The organism is Pseudomonas sp. COR18, from assembly GCF_048568395.1.
GTDB classification, from domain to species: Bacteria; Pseudomonadota; Gammaproteobacteria; order Pseudomonadales; family Pseudomonadaceae; genus Aquipseudomonas; species Aquipseudomonas fuscovaginae_B.
Genome location: NZ_CP183808.1, coordinates 6,365,735 through 6,386,024, shown reverse-complemented (window position 1 = coordinate 6,386,024; position 20,290 = coordinate 6,365,735). Strand labels below are relative to the sequence as shown.

Genomic DNA, 20,290 nt, shown 5'->3' with positions numbered 1-20,290 from the left:
GTGGCTTGCCCGCGAACCGCCGCCAGGCGGCCATTCAATGACCGCATCGGGGCTGTCAGACCGCTATCGCCAGCAAGCCGGCTCCTACAGAGGCACGCCGGGGATCAGGCTTCTACCTGGCCATGGCGGGTCACCGGCAGTTCCAGGGACGCGCCGCGGCCGATCGCGAAGTAGGTGAAACCCTTGCGCTGCATGCGGTTGGCGTCATACAGGTTACGGCCGTCGAAGATCACCGGCGCCTTGAGGCGCTGCTTGATCCGCTCGAAGTCCGGCGCCTTGAACTGCTGCCACTCGGTGCAGATGATCAGGGCATCGGCACCGACCAGGGTCGCTTCCGGGGTACCCATCAGCGACAGGCCCGGTTCATCGGGATACAGGCGCTGGGTTTCCTGCATGGCTTCCGGGTCGAAGGCGCGGACCTGGGCACCGGCGGCCCATAGCGCTTCCATCAGCACCCGGCTTGGCGCATCGCGCATGTCGTCGGTGTTGGGCTTGAACGCCAGGCCCCAGAGGGCGAAGGTCTTGCCCTTGAGGTCGCCCTTGTAGAACGCATTGATGCGGTCGAACAGCTTGTGTTTCTGCCGTTCGTTGATCGCCTCCACCGCCTGCAGCAGGTCGCTGGAGCAGTTGGCTTCCTGGGCGCTGTGGATCAGGGCGCGCATGTCCTTGGGGAAGCACGAGCCGCCGTAGCCGCAGCCCGGGTAGATGAAGTGGTAGCCGATGCGCTGGTCGGCGCCGATGCCCATGCGCACGGCCTCGATGTCGGCGCCCAGGTGTTCGGCCAGTTCGGCGATCTGGTTGATGAAGCTGATCTTGGTCGCCAGCATGCAGTTGGCGGCGTACTTGGTCAGTTCGGCGCTGCGCAGGTCCATGAACATGATGCGGTCATGGTTGCGGTTGAACGGTGCGTACAGGTCGCGCATCACCTCGCGCACTTCCTCGCGTTCGCAGCCGATGATGATGCGGTCCGGCCGGCGGCAGTCTTCGACCGCCGAGCCTTCCTTGAGGAATTCCGGGTTCGAGACGATATCGAACTGCAGGCTGCGGCCGGCTTTGCTCAGGCCGGCCTCGATGTGGGCGCGCAGGGTGTCGCCGGTGCCGACCGGCACGGTGGATTTTTCCACCAGGATCAGCGGTTCGAAGCGATGGCGGATCACGGCGTCACCCACCGACAGCACGTACTTGAGGTCGGCCGAACCATCCTCGTCCGATGGCGTGCCGACGGCGATGAACAGCACCTGGCCGTGCTCGATGGCCAGCTTTTCATCGCTGGTGAAGTGCAGGCGGCCACTTTCCAGATTGCTCTTGACCATGGTCTCCAGCCCTGGTTCGAAGATCGGGATATTACCCTTGCGCAGCAAGTCGATCTTGTTCTGGTCAACGTCCATGCACACGACGTCATGACCGACTTCGGCCAGAACAGTCGCCTGTACCAGGCCTACATAACCGCTACCAATTACGCTGATTTTCATACGGAGTCTCTAGGACGGGGTATACGTGGAGAATTGATCGTAAGGACACCGAGGATGACCAACGCCACCCCCAGGGTCTTGGATAGGCTGAAGCTTTCGTTGAAGAACGGCAGGCTGGCGGCCAGCAGGTAGACCAGTGCATAGCTGACACTGAGCAGCGAGTAGGCGCGGCCCAGCGGCACGTCACGCAGGGCCATCAGCCAGCAGAGCATCGACAGCGCATAGGCGAGGATCGAAGCCGCTACGACGGCCAGGGCGACCAGCGAGACGTTGCCGGTCATCAGCGCGTCCAGCCACTGGCTTGGCTCGGGCAGGCGCGTCATGCTCCAGCGCATGCCCAGTTGGGCGCTGCTGACCAGCACCACGCTAGCGCTGGCGAAGGTGAAACCGCGTGCCAGGCTCATAGATGCAACCCCAGCAGCACCACGCCGGCCATGATCAGGGCGACGCCCAGCCAGTGGCGGCGGTCGATCGATTCCTTGAACAGGTAGTGCGCCACCAGGGTGATCAGCACGAAGTTGAGGCTGAGCATCGGATAGGCGATCCCCACCTCCAGCCGCTGCAGCACCAGCAGCCACACCAGCAGGCCCAGGCCGAGGCTGGCCAGGGCCAGCCACAACCAGGGCGAACGCAGCTTGTCGAGTACGCCCGGGGAGGTTTCACGCCAGCCTTCGACGGCGAACTTCTGGGCCACCTGGCCCAGGCACGTCAGCAGGCAGGCGCCGAGGAGAAGAACCAGGGTCATGGAGCGCTCTGCGGGAAGATCAGGATCACGATATTGCCTTCGTCGTAACGCTTGAAGTCCTTGGGCAACCGGTCGATTTCGCGCAACTCTTCCTCGTCCTTGACGCGCATCACCACACCCACCTGGCCTTCACGCCGGGCCTGCTCCATCCAGCCCTGGATCTGGTCCATGTCCTGGGTACGGTGCTCGGCCTCCGGGTAGGAGAGGCCGTATTTCACCTCGCCCTGGGTGTTGTAGAGGGTGATGTCGGTACGTTTCACCCGCCAGGCCAGGGCCGAGGCGGCGCCCAGGTCGTTGCTCAGCAGATGACGGCTCCTGGCCAGTTCCTGCTCGTGGTCGGCGATGAACTGGTCGGGCATCTTGTTGTGTACGATCACGCTCGGCATCGCCGCCGGCAGCAGGGCGATCAGCAGGCCCATGCCCAGTGCCGGCAGCGCCCACAGTTGCAGCGGCTTGAACACGGTCAGGGCGTTGAATAGGATCCAGCCGACGATCACCACGCACAGCAGGGCCAGGTGCTGCGGCTCGTTGTCGTAGAACGGTTTCTTCAGTTGGAAGAACACCACCGCAGCCAGCGCCAGCAGGCCCAGCAGCAGGTTGAGCAGGCCATTGAGGCGCGACACCCTGGGCAGGCCCTGGTTGAGCCGCTCCATCAGCGAATGGCCCATCAGCAGCGCCAATGGCATCAGGCACGGCATGATGTAGGTCGGCAGCTTGCCGCGGCTGAGGCTGAAGAACGCCAGCGGCAGGAACAGCCACAGCAGCAGGAACGCGGTGATCCGCTGGCCCTTGCCTTTCCAGGCATCCTTGAGGGTGATCGGGAACAGCAGGGCCCAGGGCAGGCTGGAAACCACGATCAGCGGCAGGTAGAACCACCACGGCCGGGTGTGCTGGGCGTCTTCGGCGGCGAAGCGGCGGATATGCTCGTGCCAGAAGAAGAAACGCCAGTAGTCCGGTTCCTGCAGGTGCACGGCGATGACCCAGGGCAGGCTGACCAGCGCGGCGACCAGCACCGCCACCAGGCCATAACCCACCAGTTCGCGAAAACGCTTCTGCCAGATCATGTAGGGCAGGGCAATCAGTACCGGCAGCAGCAGGGCCAGGAAGCCCTTGGTCATGAAGCCCCAGCCGCAGGCGAAGCCCAGGGCCGCCCAGGACAGCAGGCGGGCCTTGCGGGTCTGGCTGTCGATCGCCAGCCACAGGGCGACGAAGCTCAGGTTGACCCAGAAGGTGAATTGCGGATCGAGGTTGGCATAGCCGGCCTGGCCGGCGATCAGCCCGAAGCTCATGAACAGCGCGGCGCTGGCGAAGCTCTTGCGCGGGTCGTTCCACAGGCGCCCGGCCAGCAGATACACCAGCAACACGCTCAGGCCCGTACTCAGGGCCGAGGCGAAGCGCACGCCGAAGAAGTTCTGGCCGAAGATCGCCTGGCCGATGGCAATCATCCAGTAGCCGGCAATCGGCTTCTCGAAGTAGCGCAGCTCCATGAAGTGCGGTGCCGCCCAGTGGCCGCGCAGGAGCATTTCCTGGCCGATCTGCGCGTAGCGGGTTTCATCCGGAATCCACATGCCGTGGCTCATCAGCGGAGCCAGATAGAACAGCAGGAAAGCGAGGAACAGGAGTGGCAAAGCCCAGCGTCTGGTCATCCCTGCTGCACCCCCAGCCAGCCTTCACGGCCACTGAGGGTGCCACGCACCAGCCGACCTTCGGGCAGTCTGTCCAGTTGGGCTGGCAGCAGATTGACCAGGGGTTGAAACTCGATACTGCGTGCCTTGGCTTGCGCCAGCAGCTGACGAAACTCGTTTGCCATCAGAATCCCTTCTACTTCTGCATGGATGGTGTAGACATTCAGTTTCGCCGGGCTGAACCGGTCGAGTATGAATGCGTTGAAGTCTTTCGCGGCCAGGTCCGCCCCGACGACTTCGTCGAAGGTCGGCAGGTCCACGGGGATTTGCGGGGTGCCCGGGCTACCGTCTGCCAGCCGTGGCAGGAATAGGCCGTGTCCCCGGCAATCGCTGTTGTAGCGAAAGCCGAAATGTTCTTTGGCTTGCACGACGCGCTCGTCCGCCCGCCAGCCGGCGGTGGCAGAGCATTCGACGGCTTGCCCGGTGATGTCGCTCAGGCAGTCGACGCCACGGCGGATCTGTTCGATCAGCTCGGCTTCGCTCCAGCGTCCGGCATTGGCCTGCCAGCCGTGGTGATCCCAGGCGTGCAGGCCGACTTCGTGACCGGCGGCCAGGGTCTGGCGCATCAGATGCCCCAGGTCCCGACCGATCGGCTTGCCTGGCCAGGCGGTGCCGGCCAGGAGAATGTCCCAGCCGTACAGGCTGGCTGCCTTGGAGCGCAGCATCTTCAGCAGGAACTGCGGCTTGATGAGGCGCCACAGGTGGCGCCCCATGTTGTCCGGCCCGACACTGAAGAAGAACGTCGCCTTGACCTGGGCCTCGTCGAGCAGTTCCAGCAGTCGCGGCACACCGTCACGGGTGCCGCGATAGGTGTCCACATCGATACGAAGTCCAGCTTGCATCAGCGTTTTTCCGCGATTTCGAGCATGGCTTCCTTCAGGAAGAAGTCCAAGGTGTTACCGATGGTTTCGCTCATCTCGACGGTCGGCTCCCAGTTCAGCAGGCGCTTGGCGTTTTCGATGCTCGGCTTGCGGTGTTCCACGTCCTGGTAGCCGGCGCCGTAGAACGCCTTGCTCTCCACCTCGCGGAAACCGGCGAATGGAGGGAAGTTGCCGCGCAGCGGGTGCGCTTCGAACTGACGCAGCAGCTCTTCGCCCAGTTGGCGGATGCTGGCTTCGTTGTCCGGGTTGCCGATGTTGATGATCTGGCCGTTGCAGCAGTCGTTCTCGTTGTCGACGATACGCGCCAGCGCCTCGATGCCGTCGGCGATGTCGGTGAAGCAGCGCTTCTGCTCGCCGCCGTCGAACAGGCGGATCGGCGTGCCTTCCACCAGGTTCAGGATCAGCTGGGTGATGGCGCGGGAGCTGCCGATACGGGCCGAGTCCAGACGGTCCAGGCGCGGGCCCATCCAGTTGAACGGACGGAACAGGGTGAAGTTCAGGCCCTTGGCGCCGTAGGCCCAGATCACGCGGTCCAGCAGCTGCTTGGAGACGGAGTAGATCCAGCGCTGCTTGCTGATCGGGCCGACGATCAGGTTCGAGGTGTCTTCGTCGAAGTTCTTGTCCTGGCACATGCCATAGACTTCGGAGGTCGACGGGAAGATCACGCGCTTGTTGTACTTGACGCAGTAGCGAACCAGTTTCAGGTTTTCCTCGAAGTCCAGTTCGAACACGCGCAGCGGGTTGCGGGTGTATTCGATCGGGGTGGCGATGGCAACCAGCGGCAGGACCACGTCGCACTTCTTGATGTGGTACTCGATCCACTCGGAGTGGATGCTGATGTCGCCTTCGACGAAGTGGAAGTTCGGGTGGCTGCGCAGGCGCTCGATGGCGTCGGAGCCGATGTCCAGGCCATAGACTTCGTACTTGTCGTCACGCAGCAGGCGCTCGGACAGGTGGTTGCCGATGAAACCGTTGACGCCCAGGATCAGCACGCGGGTCCGACGTTTCTTGCGGGCCGCTTCAGCGCCACGCAGCAGGGAGCCGTCGACCAGGCCCAGCTCGTTGGCCAGTTGCGGGCCGCTGAGGAACAGGCCGTTTTCATTGCGCTGGCCGGCGTTGATCACCAGCGAGTCCTCGCCGCAGGCGATGCGCAGCGGGTCGACGCTGATCACGCGGCCAGGCGCCTGGCCTTCGTTGCCCTTGACCACTTCGGCGCCCCACACGATCAGCTTGTGCTCACCCACGGCGCAGAACGCACCCGGATAAGGCTTGGTCACGGCGCGAACCAGGTTGAACAGTTGTTCGGCAGGCTTGCTCCAGACCAGCTTGCCATCGGCGGCGGTACGGCGGCCGAAGTAGGTGGCCTTGGACTCGTCCTGGGCGGTTTCGCTCAGCTTGCCCTGGGCCAGTTGTGGCAGGGCGTCACGCAGCAGGCTGGCGGCGCTGTCACGCAGTTTGGCGTGCAGGCTCAGGGCGGTGTCGGAGCGCTCGATGGCGACGCGGTTCTGCGCCAGGATCGCACCGGCATCGGCACGCTTGACCATGCGGTGCAGGGTCACGCCGGTTTCGGTCTCGCCGTTGACCAGTACCCAGTTGGCGGGCGCGCGGCCGCGATAGCGTGGCAGCAGCGAGCCGTGCAGGTTGAACGCACCATTTTTGGCGGTGGCCAGCAGCGCTTCGCTCAGCAGGTTGCGGTAGTAGAAGGAGAAGATGAAATCCGGGTTCAGCTTGGCGATGCGCTCGATCCACAGCGGGTGGTTGGCGTCTTCCGGGGCATGCACCGGGATGCCCTTGAGGGCGCACAGCTGGGCTACCGAACCGTAGAAGGTGTTTTCCTTGGGATCGTCGGCATGGGTGAACACGGCAGCGATTTCATAACCTGCGTTCAGCAGGGCTTCGATGCCTGCGCAACCGATATCGTGATAGGCAAAGACAACAGCTTTCGGATTCATGGGGCAACCTGATTGACAGTAGTTGTAGAAGGGGTTTGCGCGGCAGTGCTGCTGGAAGAGGGCTGACTGCGCAGCACTTTCTCGATGAAGAAGCGTGGACGGGCGCGGACATCGCTGTACATGCGACCCAGGTACTCACCCAGCAGGCCCATGCCGATGAACTGGCCGCCGGTGAACACGAACAGCACGGCGAACAGCACGAAGGTACCGTCACCGGCCCATTCGGCGCCGAAAATCAGGCGCAGGAAGATCAGCAGCAAGGCGAAAAGCGCGCCGAGGCCGGCCATGGCGAAACCGATGATGCTCAGCAGCCGCAGGGGCGTGGTGGTCATGCAGGTGACCAGGTCGAACATCAGGTTGATCAGGCGCATCGGGCTGTACTTGGAGTCGCCGTGCTCGCGCTCGGCGTGCTGCACCAGCACCTCGGTGGTGTGGCGGGCGAAGCTGTTGGCCAGGATCGGGATGAAGGTGCTGCGTTCGCGGCAGGCGAGCATGGCGTCGACGATGCTGCGGCGATAGGCGCGCAGCATGCAGCCGTAGTCGCTCATGGCAACGCCGGTGGAGCGCTGCACGGCCAGGTTGATCAGGCGCGACGGCCAGCGGCGGAAGGCCGAGTCCTGGCGGTTGTTGCGCACGGTACCGACCACGTCGTAGCCCAGCGCGGCCTGGGCCACCAGGCGCGGAATCTCTTCCGGCGGGTTCTGCAGGTCGGCGTCCAGGGTGATCACCACGTCACCGGTGGACTGCTCGAAACCGGCCATGATCGCTGCGTGCTGGCCATAGTTGCGGTTGAGGATCACGGCAACCACCGGGCTGCCTTCGCGCTCGGCGGCTTCCTGAAGGAGATCGGCGGAGCGATCACGGCTGCCGTCGTCGACCAGGATGATTTCCACGTCCTGGCTCAACTGCGCGCAGGCGGCTTCGGTACGGCGCAACAGCTCGGGCAAGCTCTGTTCTTCGTTGTAGACCGGTATGACGATCGACACGCGCTGAATCGGGTAAGGTTTCAAAGGCTTCTTTCCAGAAAGGTTTCAGTAATGCAAGCGATGATCTGTGTCATCGTGTGACAGGTCGGATTTCACCATGGGAAAGACGACTTGTACCAGTGTGTCGGGCAAAACCAGAACTGCTTGTAGGAAGATGCTAAACACACACGACGGACATCCGGCGATTAAAGCCTAAAACCGTGAAAGGTAAAGGAGTGATGTCGCGTTATCTTCATGATTTCCATCAATTCCCTGACTTGAGTCCTGGACAGGGGCTACGGTAAACGTAGAGATGTGAAAAGCCTATGAAAGATAGCTCAACATCGTGTCCTTTTTGACATACAGACAGGCTCTATTCAGGAATCCGGGGGGATGTGAAAACTTGTAACGTTCTGCGGCTTGCAATCGGTGATTTTTTGCTCAACCCACTGCAACCGCTTCGAGCATGGGAATTTTTCTGACAGGCTCCCGGCGCTGTACGAAAATAAGTAATCTCCAAGTCGCTCTTGTATTCGGGAATCCGGGATGAATCAGTACACGCCGCGCAACTGGCAGCCCCACGAACGCCCCAGTCTGCCCGGCTCACCCTCGACTCCACTGCATTCGACGCCCCGGCGCCTGGCCTATGCCATGGTCGGGCTGCTGGTAGCCCTGACCGGTGGCCTGGGCAATGCGCTGGTGGTGGCCAACCTGCCTTACCTGCAGGGCGCACTCGGCGCCACCACCGCGGAAATGGCCTGGCTGCCGGCGGCCTATGTGATGACCAATGTCTCGATGAACCTGCTGCTGGTGAAATTTCGCCAGCAGTTCGGTCTGCGGGCGTTCACCGAGGTGTTCCTGGTGCTCTACGCCCTGGTGACCTTCGGCCACCTGTTCGTCAACGACCTCAGTTCGGCCATTGCCGTGCGCGCGGCCCACGGCATGGTCGGCGCGGCCCTGAGCTCCCTCGGCCTTTACTACATGATCCAGGCGTTCCCGGCGAAATGGCGGCTCAAGGCCCTGGTGCTGGGGTTGGGCACCTCGCAGTTGGCATTGCCGCTGGCCCGGCTGTTTTCCGAGGACCTTTTACAGATCGCCGAATGGCGTGGCCTGTACCTGTTCGAACTGGGCCTGGCGCTGGCGGCGCTGGGCTGCGTGTTCCTGCTCAAGCTGCCACCGGGCGACCGTTTCAGGACCTTCGAAAAGCTCGACTTTCTCACCTTCGCGATCCTCGCCACCGGTGTCGCGCTGCTGTGTGCGGTGCTGTCCCTGGGCCGCATCGACTGGTGGCTGGAGGCGCCGTGGATCGGCATCGCCAGCGCCGCGTCGATCGTGCTGATCCTGGCCGGGCTGGCGATCGAGCACAACCGCAGCAACCCGATGCTGATGACCCGCTGGCTGGGCAGCGGGGCGATGATCCGCCTGGCGCTGGCGGTGATCCTGATCCGCCTGGTGTTCTCCGAGCAGTCCACGGGGGCGGTGGGCTTCCTGCAGGCCCTGAATATGGGGAGCGAGCAGATGCGCAGCCTTTATCTGGTGATGCTGGTGGGCAGCATCGCCGGATTGGCGGTCAGTGCCCTGACCATTCATCCCGACCACCTGTTCATGCCGCTGATCATTTCCCTGGCGCTGATGGCGCTGGGTTCCTCCCTCGACAGCTTCTCTAACAACCTGACCCGTCCGGCCAACATGTACCTCAGCCAGTTCCTGCTGGCGTTCGGCGGTACCTTCTTCGTCGGCCCGACCATGGCCCTGGGCACCCGCAACGTGATCACCAACCCGCGCAACCTGGTGAGTTTTTCCGTGTTGTTCGGGATCTGCAACAACCTCGGCGGGCTGATCGGTTCGGCGCTGCTGGGAACCTTCCAGGTGGTGCGCGAGAAACTCCACTCCAGCAGCATCGTCGAGCACCTGGTGCTGAGCGACCCGCTGGTGGCCGCGCGGATACAGGGTTCCGCCGCCGGTTATGCCTCGACCATTTTCGATCCGGCGCTGCGTACCACCCAGGGCATGAGCGCGCTGGCCACGGCGGCGACCCGCGAGGCCAACGTGCTGGCCTATAACGATGTGTTCATGCTGATCGCGCTGATCGCGGTGCTGACCATGATCTGGATCTTCATCCGCAGCCTGTGGCTGATGAGCACCACGCGGCGGGTCGCCGGCAATCCTCCACCTTCCACCTCCAGCAGCGGTGCCACCCCACGATGAGCGAATCCGTCACCACCACCAATGCCATTGCCGCCACCGCCGAGGGCCAGACGCCTCCCGGGGCATCGTCGACCGAGCCGCGCTCGTTGCGGGTGCGGATCATCTCGTCGCTGGGCTTTGCCGCGATCGCCCTGGTCGGCGTGCTGATCGTGCTGTACGCTTGGCAACTGCCGCCGTTCAGCAGTGCCATCGAGAGCACCGAGAACGCGCTGGTTCGCGGCCAGGTGACGCTGATCGGCCCGCAGTTGAGCGGCTATGTGTTCGAGGTGCCTGTGCAGGACTTCCAGCACGTCAAGGCCGGCGACCTGCTGGTGCGCCTCGACGACCGCATCTACCAGCAACGCCTGGACCAGGCACTGGCCCAGTTGGCGGTGCAGAAGGCTGCCCTGGCCAACAATCTGCAGCAACGGCGCAGTGCCGAGGCAACCATTGCCCAGCGGCGTGCCGCCCTGGAGAACAGCAAGGCGCAATCGCGCAAGAGCGAAGCCGACCTGGCCCGTAACCAGGCGTTGATCGCCGATGGCTCGGTATCACGCCGTGAGCTGGACGTGACCCGTGCCGACCGGGCCCAGACCCTGGCGGCCATCGCCCAGGCCGAGGCCGCGCTGGAGATTTCCCGGCAGGACCTGCAGACGGTGGTGGTCAACCGCGGGTCGCTGGAAGCGGCGGTGGCCAGTGCCGAGGCGGCGGTCGAGCTGGCGCGCATCGACCTGTCCAATACCCGGGTGGTGGCGCCCCGGGACGGGCAGTTGGGGCAGATCGGCGTGCGCCTGGGCGCCTATGTGAACTCCGGTGCGCAACTGATGGCGCTGGTGCCGGAGCGGCGCTGGATCATCGCCAACATGAAGGAAACGCAGATGGCCGGGGTGCGCGAAGGGCAGGCGGCGTCGTTCACCGTGGATGCCCTCGACCATCGTCGCTTTACCGGGCGGGTCCAGCGCATCGCGCCGGCCACGGGCTCGGAGTTCAGCCTGTTGCAGGCCGATAACGCCACCGGCAACTTCGTCAAGATCGCCCAGCGGGTGCCGGTGCGGATCACTGTCGATCCGGGCCAGGCCGAGGCCGAGCGGCTGCGGCCGGGGATGTCGGTGGTGGTGAGTATCGACACCGCCAGTGAGGTGAAGGCGGTGGAGGAGGCCTTCTGAGGTTGGGGGGCGCCTGTTCGCGGATGAACCGGACCGCCGGCTCCCACCGATTGACCGGGCTCATAGGGCCTGTGATCAGCGCGAAGCGTTTGCGGGAGCAGGATTTATCCGCGAACAGGGCTCTAAAGGTGACAGCTGATTCCGGCGCCCACTCAGCTATTGGGCAGGCTTGCCACGCTTGATGGCCTCCATCAACCCCTCGATGCGCTCCAGTTGCTCGCGGTTATCATGGTCCCAGGGATGGAACCCCGGCTTGAAATAGTCCAGCCACGGCAGCGCAATGCGTGGAAACACCCCGCGCCAGCCGAACAGATACTTGATCATCCGCCACCCGCCCCGCAGGTGATGGCCGGCCTTGCGGTCGGCGATCAGCAGGCGGACATGGAAGTCGAACACCACCAGCCAGAAAAAGAACGTGGTCGACAGCATCGCGCCGGTCCGCAGCAGGTAGCGCTTGGGCCCCGGCTTGATCACCGTGTTCCAGACATCGAAGGCCACCGACTTGTGTTCGGTTTCCTCCAGGGCGTGCCAGGTCCACATCTGCCGGTAGCCCTCGACCGAATCGCCGAAGCGGCTCGGGTCGCGTAGCAGCAGGTCGGCGAGCATCGCCGTGTAGTGTTCCAGGGCGATGGTGATCGCCAGGTTGAACGACGGCGCGAAGTGTTTCTTCTGGAAGTCGAGGATGGCCCGCAGGCGCCGGTCGAGCAGGTGCGCCGGCAGGCCGGCGTGCTGCAGCAGGTCGTTGTAGAGCAGGTGTTCACGGCTGTGCATGGCCTCCTGGCCGATGAAGCCCTGGATCGCCTTGCGCAGTTGCGGGTCCTCTATGCGGTCGCGGTAGTGGCGCACACTGTCCATGAAGAACAGCTCGCCGGAGGGGAACAGCAGGGACAGGGCGTTGAAGAAATGCGTGACCCAAGGGCCTTCGGCATGCCAGTCCTTGATGCGTTCGGCTGGCAGTTCGGGGTGGATGTCGCGACGGATTGGCAGCATGGCTGGCCCTCCTGAAATGTCGGTTGGGGGCGGTCAGATTCCGCCCGAGTCCTTGACGTCGTAGCCTGCGGCCCTGTTCTTGCGGCGGCCCAGGGGCGACAGGCGCCGGGTGAGGAACACCACCAGGGCCTGGTAGGCGCTGGGCAGCAGCCGGACGAACAGGTCCAGGGCGTGGGCGTCACGGCCGATCAGCACGCGGCGGCGGTTCTTGCGCACGCCCTGCAGGATTACCCTGGCGGCCTGTTCGGCACTGGTGATGAACAGCTTCTCGAAGTCGGCCCGGGCCTGTTGCTCGCTGTCGATCAGCAGGCCCTTGACGTTGTCGCTGATGCGGCTGGCGCGGGCGATATCGGTACGGATACCGCCCGGGTGCACGCTGGTGGCCGAGACGCCGTAGTTCATCAGGTCGAGTTCCTGGCGCAGCGCTTCGGTAAAACCGCGCACGGCGAACTTGCTGGCGTTGTAGCCGCTCATGCCCGGCTGGGCGAACAGCCCGAACACGCTGGAGGTGTTGACGATATGCCCCTCGCCGGACTGCCTGAGATAGGGCAGGAAGGCCTGGGTGCCATGCACCACGCCCCAGAAGTTGATGCCGACGATCCACTCCAGGTCTTCCAGGCTCATGCCCTCGATGGTGCTCGACAGCGCCACGCCGGCGTTGTTGAAGATCAGGTTGACCTGGCCATGCTCGGCGGCGGTGGCCGCGGCCCAGTCGAACATCGCCAGGCGATCGGCCACGTCGAGTACCTGCGAACTCATGCGCAGGGGCAGCAGCGCCGCGGCGCGGGCCAGGTGCAGTGTCTGTTCCAGGCCGGCGGCGTTCTTGTCGGCCAGCGCCAGGTGGCAACCCTCGCGGGCCAGGGCAATAGCCAGTGCGCGGCCCATGCCGGAAGCGGCGCCGGTGATGGCGGCGACCTTGCCGTCGAATGTCTTCATGAGTGGCTGCCTTGTGCGGGTTCGATGGCGGCGGGCACGGCAGCGGCGGGGCGCTGATGGCTGTCGCCGAAGGTGAGGTAGTCGCGCAGCTCGAAGTGCCGCGTCGCCTGGCGGAAGCGCCAGGTCGAGCCCGGCCAGAGCGTGGTGTTCTTGCCGGTGCGCGGGTCCAGGTACCAGCTGCGGCAACCGCCGGTGGACCAGATCGCCCGCTTGAGCTGCTGCTGCAGCCGGCTGTTGTACCGGCTTTCGACCTGGGGTCGGACCTCCAGGGCGCGGATCCGCTGGTCGCGCATCTGTTTCAGTGCCTGGAGGATGTAGTCGACCTGGGCCTCGATCATCAGGATCATCGAGTTGTGCCCCAGGCCCGTGTTGGGGCCGATGATCAGGAACAGGTTGGGGTAGCCGGGCAGGCAGGTGCCCAGGTAGGCGTGGGCACCCTCGGCCCAGGCGTCCATGATGTCCTCGCCGTTGCGGCCGATCAGCAGGCCACGGGGCAGCGGTTCGGTGGCCTGGAAACCGGTGCCGTAGATCAGGCAGTCGACCGGGTGGCGCAGGCCATCGGCGGTGACCACGGCATCGGCCTCGATCCGCTGCACGTCCTGGGTCACCACCCTGACGTGGCTGCGGGTCAGCGCCGGGTAATAGTCGTTGGAGATCAGGATGCGCTTGCAGCCGATGGTGTAGTCGGGGGTCAGGGCCTGGCGCAGGGTCGGGGCCGCGACCTGCTTGTGCAGGTGGCGCAGGGCGACCTTCTGCACCAGTTTCATCAGCCTGGGTTGGCGGGCGAAGGCGATCACCCGGCTTTCGAGCAGCCAGTAGATGGCCGAACGGGCCAGGCGCTGGGTGAACGGCAGGTGCTTGAACAGCCAGCGCTCGGCGCCGGACAACGGGCGGTCGGGCTTGGGCAGGATCCACGGCGGGGTGCGCTGGAACAGGCTCAGGTGCGCCACCCGCGGGGCGATCTGCGGCACGAACTGGATGGCGCTGGCACCGGTACCGATCACCGCGACACGCTTGCCCTCCAGTGGGTACTGGTGATCCCAGTGCTGGGAATGAAAGCTCTTGCCGGCGAAATTCTCCAGCCCCGGAATATCCGGCAATGCCGGGCGGGACAGCCCGCCCATGCCGCTGATCAACACCCGGGCGCTGACCTCGCGGCCATCGGAAAAGCTCAGGTGCCAGCGTTGCTGCGTCTCGTCGTACACGGCCTGCTGCAGCTCCATGTTGTAGCGCAGGTGCGGCGTCAGGCCAAAGTCCCGGGCGCAGCGCTCCAGGTAGGCGCGTATTTCCGCCTGGGGCGCGAACTGCCGGCTCCAGTGCGGGTTGGGTGCGAAGGAAAAGGAATAGACATGGGACTGCACATCGCAGGCGCAGCCCGGATAGTGGTTGTCCCGCCAGGTGCCGCCGAGCGAGTCGGCGCGTTCGGCAATGAAGAAATCGGCCATCCCGGCCTCTTTCAGCTTGATGGCCATGCACAGCCCGGCAAAGCCGGAGCCGATGATCGCGATATCGACCGATTCGCGGCCTGGGGGTGACGAGTACGCATTCATGGTGTGTACCTCGATTGTGGCGACGCCTGACCGTCAGTTTCGTCGCTTGGGGAAAACCCGGTGTTGCACAATTAAATTATTTGTTTTAAAAATTAATTTAAATAATTTACCTGAAAATCTCACCTACGCTAGTGGTCTGTACGAATTGACCGACTCACCCGACCGATGGGAGTCGCGAAACAGGCGCCGGGAGATAGCCACGGCAGGAGCCAATACCGGTTTCTGGCCGGGTGCAGGGAAGCAGAGGGCTGAAGTCATGGGATGGGGCGTAGCAGCGGTGGCTTTTATGCTGGGCAGTGTCGGACTCTGGGCCACCAGCAACCGGATCAATCGCCGGATCGAACAGGCCGTACCACCCGATGGGCGTTTCATCGAAGTCGACGGCGAGCGCCTTCACTACGTGGATGAAGGCAAGGGCCCGGTGCTGGTGATGATCCATGGTCTGAGCGGTTGCGGGCGCAACCTGACCCATTCGCTGTCGCCCCGGCTGCGCGAGCAGTTCCGCGTGATCACCCTGGATCGCCCCGGTTCCGGTTATTCGAGCCGCTCTCGCGGTGCGGGTGTCAGCATTACCGCGCAGGCCAGCCTGGTCGCCCGTTTCATCGAGATCCTGCACCTGGACCGGCCACTGGTCGTCGGGCACTCCCTGGGTGGCGCGCTGGCACTGGCCCTGGCGCTCGATCATCCACAGCGGGTGTCCGGGCTGGTGCTGGTGGCTCCCTTGACCCATCCGCAGCGCATGTTGCCCCTGGTGTTCCTGTCACTGGGGGTCAGGCCCGACTTCATCCGGCGCTGGTTCGCCCGGACCCTGGCGGCGCCCATGGCCATGCTCGGACGCGGCAGCCTGCTCAAGGCGGTGTTCGCGCCCGAACGGCCGCCAGCGGATTTCGCCGAGCGCGGCGGCGGCCTGCTGGGCATGCGCTCCGGCAACTTCTATTGCGCCTCCAGCGAGATCGCCACGGTCAACGACGATCTGCCGCGGATGGTCCGGCGCTATCCGCAGCTCGACCTGCCGGTGGGGCTGATCTACGGCGCGCAGGACGAGGTGCTGGACTATCGCCGGCACGGCGAGTCGATGGCGGGCCTGGTGCCCGGCATTCAAATGGACATTCTCGAGGGGCGAGGGCACATGCTGCCGGTGACGGCAGTTGAGCCGGTCGTGGCCATGGTGCGCGCTGTCGCCGCTCGGGCCAACGAGCAACAAGGCATCACCCGGCAACACGAAGCAGCGGCCGCCACGCTTTCCTGAGATGGGTTTCAGGTGTGCGAGCGGCGCCACGAACGACATTCGAAATGACGCCAAAAAAATAGTTGACGAGCTATCGAAATCGGGCTAGTTTTTTGAAAAAACGTTTTGAATGTTTTTTTTAAAAAATGCAATTGAGCGGTTAGAATAATGAAAATAACGCCTTTTGAAGCATTTTCTCTGTCTACTCCTGCCCGCTGCCTGGCGCAAGATTCGGCCCGCATCTGGGCTGCATCCGCCACAGCGCCGTCCATCAGCGTCATCCGGAGGTTGCCATGAACTCCACTGTCGCTGCACCTGGTATCTGGACGGATGGCAAGCGTCACCTGTGGTGGCTCGGCGCCTTGCCCATGGCAACCCCGGTACTGTCCGGCATCTTTGCCCTGGTCACCGGCGTTCAATCGCTGTGGTGGAGCGGGGTGGTGGTGATCTTCGGCCTGATCCCGATGATCGACGGCCTGCTCGGCGAAGACCGCAGCAACCCACCGGAAACCATCGTTCCTGACCTCGAAAAACAGACCTACTACCGCTGGATCATCTACGCCTGTGTCGCCCTGATGTGCCTTTCCGTGGTCACCACGGCCTGGATGGCCGCCGGGGGCATCGACTGGATCATCGGCGGTGGCCTGACGCAACTGGTCCAGGCCCATCACCTGCAGGGCGGCCTGGCCGGCCTGCTGGGCTACATCACCGAGCGGGCCCAGGTGCATGGCAGTATCGGCTGGTTCACCTACCTGGGCATGGCGATGTCCACCGGGGCGGCGACGGGTATCGCGATCAATATCGCCCATGAGCTGGGCCACAAGACCCGGCCGCTGGAGCAGTTCCTGGCCAAGGTGGCCCTGGCACCGACCTTCTATGGGCACTTCTTCGTCGAACACAATCGCGGTCACCACGTACGGGTGGCGACGCCGGAGGATCCGGCCAGTTCGCGCCTGGGCGAGAGTTTCTGGAGCTTCCTGCCCCGTTCGGTCTGGTTCAGCCTGCGCTCGGCCTGGCACCTGGAGCGCGAGCGCCTGCACAAGCAGGGCCTGCCGACCTTCCACTGGAAAAACACGGTGCTGACGGCCTGGCTGTTCAGTGTGGTGCTGTGGGGCGTGCTGATTGCCTGGTTGGGTGTGGCAGTGATTCCTTTCCTGATCATCCAGGGTATCTACGGGTTCTCGCTGCTGGAAGTGGTGAACTATGTGGAGCATTACGGCCTGTTGCGTCAGAAGTTGCCCAATGGCCGTTATGAACGTTGCTCGCCCCGGCACTCCTGGAACAGCAACCGTATTGTCACCAACATCTTTCTGTTCCAGTTGCAGCGCCACTCCGATCACCACGCCTATCCCACCCGCAGTTACCAGGCACTGCGGCACTTCGACGAGTCGCCGCAGCTGCCCTACGGCTACGCGAGCATGATCGTCTGGGCCTACGTGCCGTTCCTCTGGCGGCGGCTGATGGATCACCGGGTGCTGGCGCACTACGCGGGTGATGTGCGCCTGGCGAATCTGCAACCTTCCAGGCGAAAGCAGTTGCTTCAACAGTACGGCACTCGCTACACCGATTGAATTGAAGAGTTGCATTGAATGCGTACTTGAACGTGCGCATGACGGGAGCGGCTTGCCCACTTTCAGGGGCTGTTTGCAGCCGTGACAAGTTGACCGGATAAAAACAATAAGTAACGGGAAGGATGTCGACCATGCACAAGGTTCTGTTGACCGTTCGTGTCGTTGCCGCGCTGCTGGGGCTTTCCCAGGTGGCGCCAGCGTTTGCCGCGGCGCGGATCGAGCCGGCCAATGCCGAGTTCACCGCCAAGGGCCCCATCAGTTTCGCCAAGAGCATCATCAGTGCCGATTGCACCATCCAGGTCAGTGGCCGGATCAGTGCCGACGGCAGTTATGTCAGCGTCGAGAAGGTCGGTTTCGACGGCGGCCTCAAGTGCGGCCAGGTCGAGGCCACGCACCTGCCCTGGAAGCTGATCGCCAAGGATGAAACCAGCGGTGCGATGTCGGGTATCCAGGTCACCGTGCATGCGCCGCTGGTGGGCGGCGACTGCGGGCCGACTACCGCCGAAGGCAGCTGGAACAACAGCACCGGCAAGCTCCAGGCGGCCAACGTGGCGCTGGACGGCGGTTGCACCATCAAGACGGTTTCGATCCAGATGCCGCCGACGTTCCGGGTAGTCCCCTGAGTCGGCGGTGGTTCAGGCCACAGCAGAATTTTGAAGTTTGGCTGAAAGGGAAACTCGGTCGTGGTTGCGGTACTCCGTGTCGTCTCAAAAGGCCATTAACCCCGGCGAAATGAATCGCCATACATGTGAGGAAAAACAACAATGAAAGGCATCAAGACTCTCGTGTCTGCAACTGCTATCGCTGTCTGCATGGGCGCTGCATCCATGGCATCCGCCGCAACCATCGGCCCGAATGGTCCGTTTTCGGCCACGGGTACCATCACCGTCAAGTCGCCGTCGTCGTTCCAGGCTCCGGTGACCTGCCCTGTCACCGCAAGCGGCACAGTCGCCAATGGTGTTGCCACGATCACTAGCTTCAGCACTGCCAGCGGTAGCGGTCTGTGCCAACTGCCGCAGTTCAAGAACCTGCCTTCTCCAGGCTGGGTGATTACTGCCGCCAGCACCACCGCCGGTACCATCGCCAACGTGGGCTACACCATCAGCAGCCTGCCATCGACCAACTGCGGCCCAAGCACCATTAACGTGACCTGGACCGCCACGGGGACGGTCGGTGGCACTCTGAGCGCTACCAACCAGGCGCTGAGCGGTAACTGCACCGTGTCTTCGCTGTCTGTCAGCGCTCCGACCATCAGCATCACCCCTTGAGGCTGGGTACTCCGTAATGGGCTGATCACCCGCTGAAAGACAGGCGCCTCGCAAGAGGCGCCTGTTGAGTGCTAAGAGCTACGGCGCAGCGGTAGATAATAATAAGGAGTGGGGCATGAATAATAAGAAACAGCAGTTGCATGTAGCGATTGGACTGGCACTGCTGGGCAGTGTGATGGCGTCCGGTTCGGTGCAGGCGGGTGGCTTCCAGACACCGACCTACGGTGCGCCAGGATGGGGGCGGGCATTTGGCGGGGGGTCGTTGTTCAAGAACGATCCTTCGGCTGCGTTCAACAACCCGGCTGCCATGGCATTTATCGATCAGGCGGTCGTGCAGCAGACCGTGGATTACGCGCGAATCAGCATCAAGTACAAGGGAACGGCCAAGGATTACACCGGCCAGCCGACTTCCAACACGACGACTGACCCACTGACCGGCGCTCCCGTTTTCAACGAGCGTACTGGCAATGGTGGTCAGGCAGGTTTTACAGCCTGGTTGCCTACCGGTTTTCTGGTGATGCCGATCAACGACCGGATCAGTTTCGGCCTGAGCCAGGTGGTTCCCCAAGGCATGAAAAGCACTTGGGATCAGGATTGGAAAGGACGTGATTTTGCCGTAGACACCAAAATTGAGACGGTCGGACTGACTGGATCTCTTTCGTTCAAGGTGAACGATCAGTTTTCGTTGGGTGGTGGCCTCATCGTCCAGCACAGCAGTGGTTTCGTCAGCCAGAACATTGACCTTCTGGCAGCAGCCTCTCTCTCCCCCAACTTCGGTGGAGTTCAGCTTCCATCGGGCATGGGGCAGTCCCTGATTCGGGTGAAGGTAGACAATACTTCGGTGGGCTGGTTTACCGGGGTGGTCTGGAAACCGACCGAGGTCGATACGATCGGACTGAACTATCACGCCAAGATCAAGAACAAGATGGAGGGCAAATACAACATCTACGCGGATGAGACCTCCAGGGGTCTCATGACCCAGCCTTTCGGGCCGAATGGGGAGACGCTGGTCGAGTTTGCCTATCCTGGACTCAAGCTGTTTCCCGATGGGGCCAACGCCTCGACCCAACTGGACATTCCCGCCACAGCGGCACTCGACTGGGTTCATCAGTTCAACGACAGGTTCACCCTGGGGGCCAGCGTCAACTGGACCGAGTGGTCATCGTTCAAGAACCTGACGCTGAAATCCGATGGCAATACGCTGGTTGCCATTCCCTATAACTACAAGAACTCTTGGATGCTCTCGCTGGGCGGCGACTACAAGGTCACCGATGACTTCACCTTCCGTGCCGGTGTGGCCCGTGACCAGACGCCAACCCGCAATTCGACCCGCGACCCGCGTATCCCCGACGGCGACCGCTGGTTTGCATCGCTGGGCTTTGGCTACGAAATCAGGGCGATACCGGGCCTGAGTGTGGACGGTGCGTATTCACGCCAGTTCGTGGAAGAGGTCAAGCTCAAGACCCAGAACCAGGATCGTCTCGGTGGCGCCTCGCTCGATGGCAAGGTCAACAGCAAGGGCGAAGTGGTCAGCCTATCGGCGACCTATCGTTTCTGAGGCATGCACTGAAGTGATCTGAGCGCGCATTTTCACTCCTTTTACCGTTCATTGAGGCTGAACCCGTTCGGCCTCATTTTTTTGCCCATGAAATAAATAAATATTTAAAAATAAAATTTGAAACGCGTGCGCTTCA

At 63.1% G+C, this 20,290-nt stretch carries 17 protein-coding genes and 2 pseudogenes; 8 read left to right on the top strand and 11 right to left on the bottom strand.

Annotation, left to right across the window (positions count from 1 at the left end):
• Nucleotides 1-104 precede the first annotated feature (104 nt).
• From ACM62G_RS28695 to arnC, 7 genes are read right to left on the bottom strand one after another with little or no spacing between them, the layout of a single operon-like run.
• Nucleotides 105-1,472, bottom strand: coding sequence for a UDP-glucose dehydrogenase family protein (locus ACM62G_RS28695; protein WP_419736194.1), 1,368 nt, complete (start codon nt 1,470-1,472; stop codon nt 105-107).
• Entirely contained in the window at nt 1,469-1,876 is a 408-nt protein-coding gene (gene arnF / locus ACM62G_RS28690; protein ID WP_054060837.1) for a 4-amino-4-deoxy-L-arabinose-phosphoundecaprenol flippase subunit ArnF, read from the bottom strand. The genes ACM62G_RS28695 and arnF overlap by 4 nt, the downstream gene beginning before the upstream one ends.
• A complete protein-coding gene (arnE, locus tag ACM62G_RS28685; protein ID WP_273820719.1) occupies nt 1,873-2,217 on the bottom strand; it encodes a 4-amino-4-deoxy-L-arabinose-phosphoundecaprenol flippase subunit ArnE in 345 nt (114 codons plus the stop codon). The genes arnF and arnE overlap by 4 nt, the downstream gene beginning before the upstream one ends.
• On the bottom strand, nt 2,214-3,863 hold the full coding sequence (arnT, locus tag ACM62G_RS28680) for a lipid IV(A) 4-amino-4-deoxy-L-arabinosyltransferase (RefSeq protein ID WP_273820720.1): 1,650 nt from the start codon (nt 3,861-3,863) through the stop codon (nt 2,214-2,216). The genes arnE and arnT overlap by 4 nt, the downstream gene beginning before the upstream one ends.
• On the bottom strand, nt 3,860-4,744 hold the full coding sequence (gene arnD, locus ACM62G_RS28675) for a 4-deoxy-4-formamido-L-arabinose-phosphoundecaprenol deformylase (RefSeq protein WP_054060834.1): 885 nt from the start codon (nt 4,742-4,744) through the stop codon (nt 3,860-3,862). The genes arnT and arnD overlap by 4 nt, the downstream gene beginning before the upstream one ends.
• Nucleotides 4,744-6,735 (bottom strand): bifunctional UDP-4-amino-4-deoxy-L-arabinose formyltransferase/UDP-glucuronic acid oxidase ArnA, encoded by a 1,992-nt coding sequence (gene arnA / locus ACM62G_RS28670; protein ID WP_273820721.1) that lies wholly within the window; start codon nt 6,733-6,735, stop codon nt 4,744-4,746. Before arnA ends, arnD begins: the two co-directional genes overlap by 1 nt.
• Complete coding sequence (arnC, locus tag ACM62G_RS28665) at nt 6,732-7,745, bottom strand: undecaprenyl-phosphate 4-deoxy-4-formamido-L-arabinose transferase (protein WP_054060832.1); 1,014 nt, start codon at nt 7,743-7,745, stop codon at nt 6,732-6,734. Before arnC ends, arnA begins: the two co-directional genes overlap by 4 nt.
• 501 nt (nt 7,746-8,246) lie before the next feature.
• Between arnC and ACM62G_RS28660 the strand changes: the two genes are divergently transcribed.
• Together ACM62G_RS28660 and ACM62G_RS28655 are read left to right on the top strand one after the other, a co-directional pair.
• On the top strand, nt 8,247-9,908 hold the full coding sequence (locus ACM62G_RS28660) for an MFS transporter (RefSeq protein ID WP_419736193.1): 1,662 nt from the start codon (nt 8,247-8,249) through the stop codon (nt 9,906-9,908).
• Nucleotides 9,905-11,053, top strand: coding sequence for an HlyD family secretion protein (locus ACM62G_RS28655; protein WP_273820722.1), 1,149 nt, complete (start codon nt 9,905-9,907; stop codon nt 11,051-11,053). Before ACM62G_RS28660 ends, ACM62G_RS28655 begins: the two co-directional genes overlap by 4 nt.
• A 156-nt stretch (nt 11,054-11,209) precedes the next feature.
• On the opposite strand, the gene ACM62G_RS28650 is transcribed toward ACM62G_RS28655, so the two are convergent.
• The 3 genes from ACM62G_RS28650 to ACM62G_RS28640 are packed head-to-tail and all read right to left on the bottom strand — an operon-like array spanning nt 11,210 to nt 14,529.
• On the bottom strand, nt 11,210-12,043 hold the full coding sequence (locus ACM62G_RS28650; RefSeq protein ID WP_273820723.1) for a metal-dependent hydrolase: 834 nt from the start codon (nt 12,041-12,043) through the stop codon (nt 11,210-11,212).
• 33 nt (nt 12,044-12,076) lie between these two features.
• Nucleotides 12,077-12,979, bottom strand: a complete 903-nt coding sequence (locus ACM62G_RS28645; RefSeq protein ID WP_054062265.1) for an SDR family NAD(P)-dependent oxidoreductase — start codon at nt 12,977-12,979, stop codon at nt 12,077-12,079.
• The gene (locus tag ACM62G_RS28640) at nt 12,976-14,529 is read right to left on the bottom strand and encodes a flavin-containing monooxygenase (RefSeq protein WP_419736192.1); all 1,554 of its coding nucleotides are present in this window, start codon (nt 14,527-14,529) and stop codon (nt 12,976-12,978) included. Before ACM62G_RS28640 ends, ACM62G_RS28645 begins: the two co-directional genes overlap by 4 nt.
• A 256-nt stretch (nt 14,530-14,785) precedes the next feature.
• On the opposite strand from ACM62G_RS28640, the gene ACM62G_RS28635 reads away from it, so the two are divergent.
• Nucleotides 14,786-15,778, top strand: coding sequence for an alpha/beta fold hydrolase (locus ACM62G_RS28635; RefSeq protein WP_273820726.1), 993 nt, complete (start codon nt 14,786-14,788; stop codon nt 15,776-15,778).
• 8 nt (nt 15,779-15,786) lie between these two features.
• On the opposite strand, the gene ACM62G_RS28630 is transcribed toward ACM62G_RS28635, so the two are convergent.
• Nucleotides 15,787-16,038 carry a hypothetical protein gene (locus ACM62G_RS28630; protein WP_273820727.1) on the bottom strand — a complete coding sequence of 84 codons (252 nt, stop codon included), beginning with the start codon at nt 16,036-16,038 and terminating at the stop codon, nt 15,787-15,789.
• Nucleotides 16,039-16,050: 12 nt separating this feature from the next.
• Between ACM62G_RS28630 and ACM62G_RS28625 the strand changes: the two are divergent.
• The 5 genes and pseudogenes from ACM62G_RS28625 to ACM62G_RS28605 form a co-directional block, all read left to right on the top strand.
• Nucleotides 16,051-17,121: pseudogene (locus tag ACM62G_RS28625) on the top strand (alkane 1-monooxygenase); the annotation flags it as partial.
• Nucleotides 17,118-17,213: pseudogene (locus ACM62G_RS28620) on the top strand (hypothetical protein); the annotation flags it as partial. The pseudogenes ACM62G_RS28625 and ACM62G_RS28620, both read left to right, overlap by 4 nt.
• A gap of 246 nt (nt 17,214-17,459) precedes the next feature.
• Nucleotides 17,460-17,951, top strand: a complete 492-nt coding sequence (praA, locus tag ACM62G_RS28615) for an alkane oxidation protein activator PraA (RefSeq protein ID WP_081005873.1) — start codon at nt 17,460-17,462, stop codon at nt 17,949-17,951.
• A 141-nt stretch (nt 17,952-18,092) separates the two neighbouring features.
• Nucleotides 18,093-18,596 (top strand): alkane oxidation protein activator PraB, encoded by a 504-nt coding sequence (praB, locus tag ACM62G_RS28610; RefSeq protein ID WP_419736191.1) that lies wholly within the window; start codon nt 18,093-18,095, stop codon nt 18,594-18,596.
• 115 nt (nt 18,597-18,711) lie between these two features.
• Complete coding sequence (locus tag ACM62G_RS28605; RefSeq protein ID WP_419736190.1) at nt 18,712-20,154, top strand: outer membrane protein transport protein; 1,443 nt, start codon at nt 18,712-18,714, stop codon at nt 20,152-20,154.
• Nucleotides 20,155-20,290 lie beyond the last annotated feature (136 nt).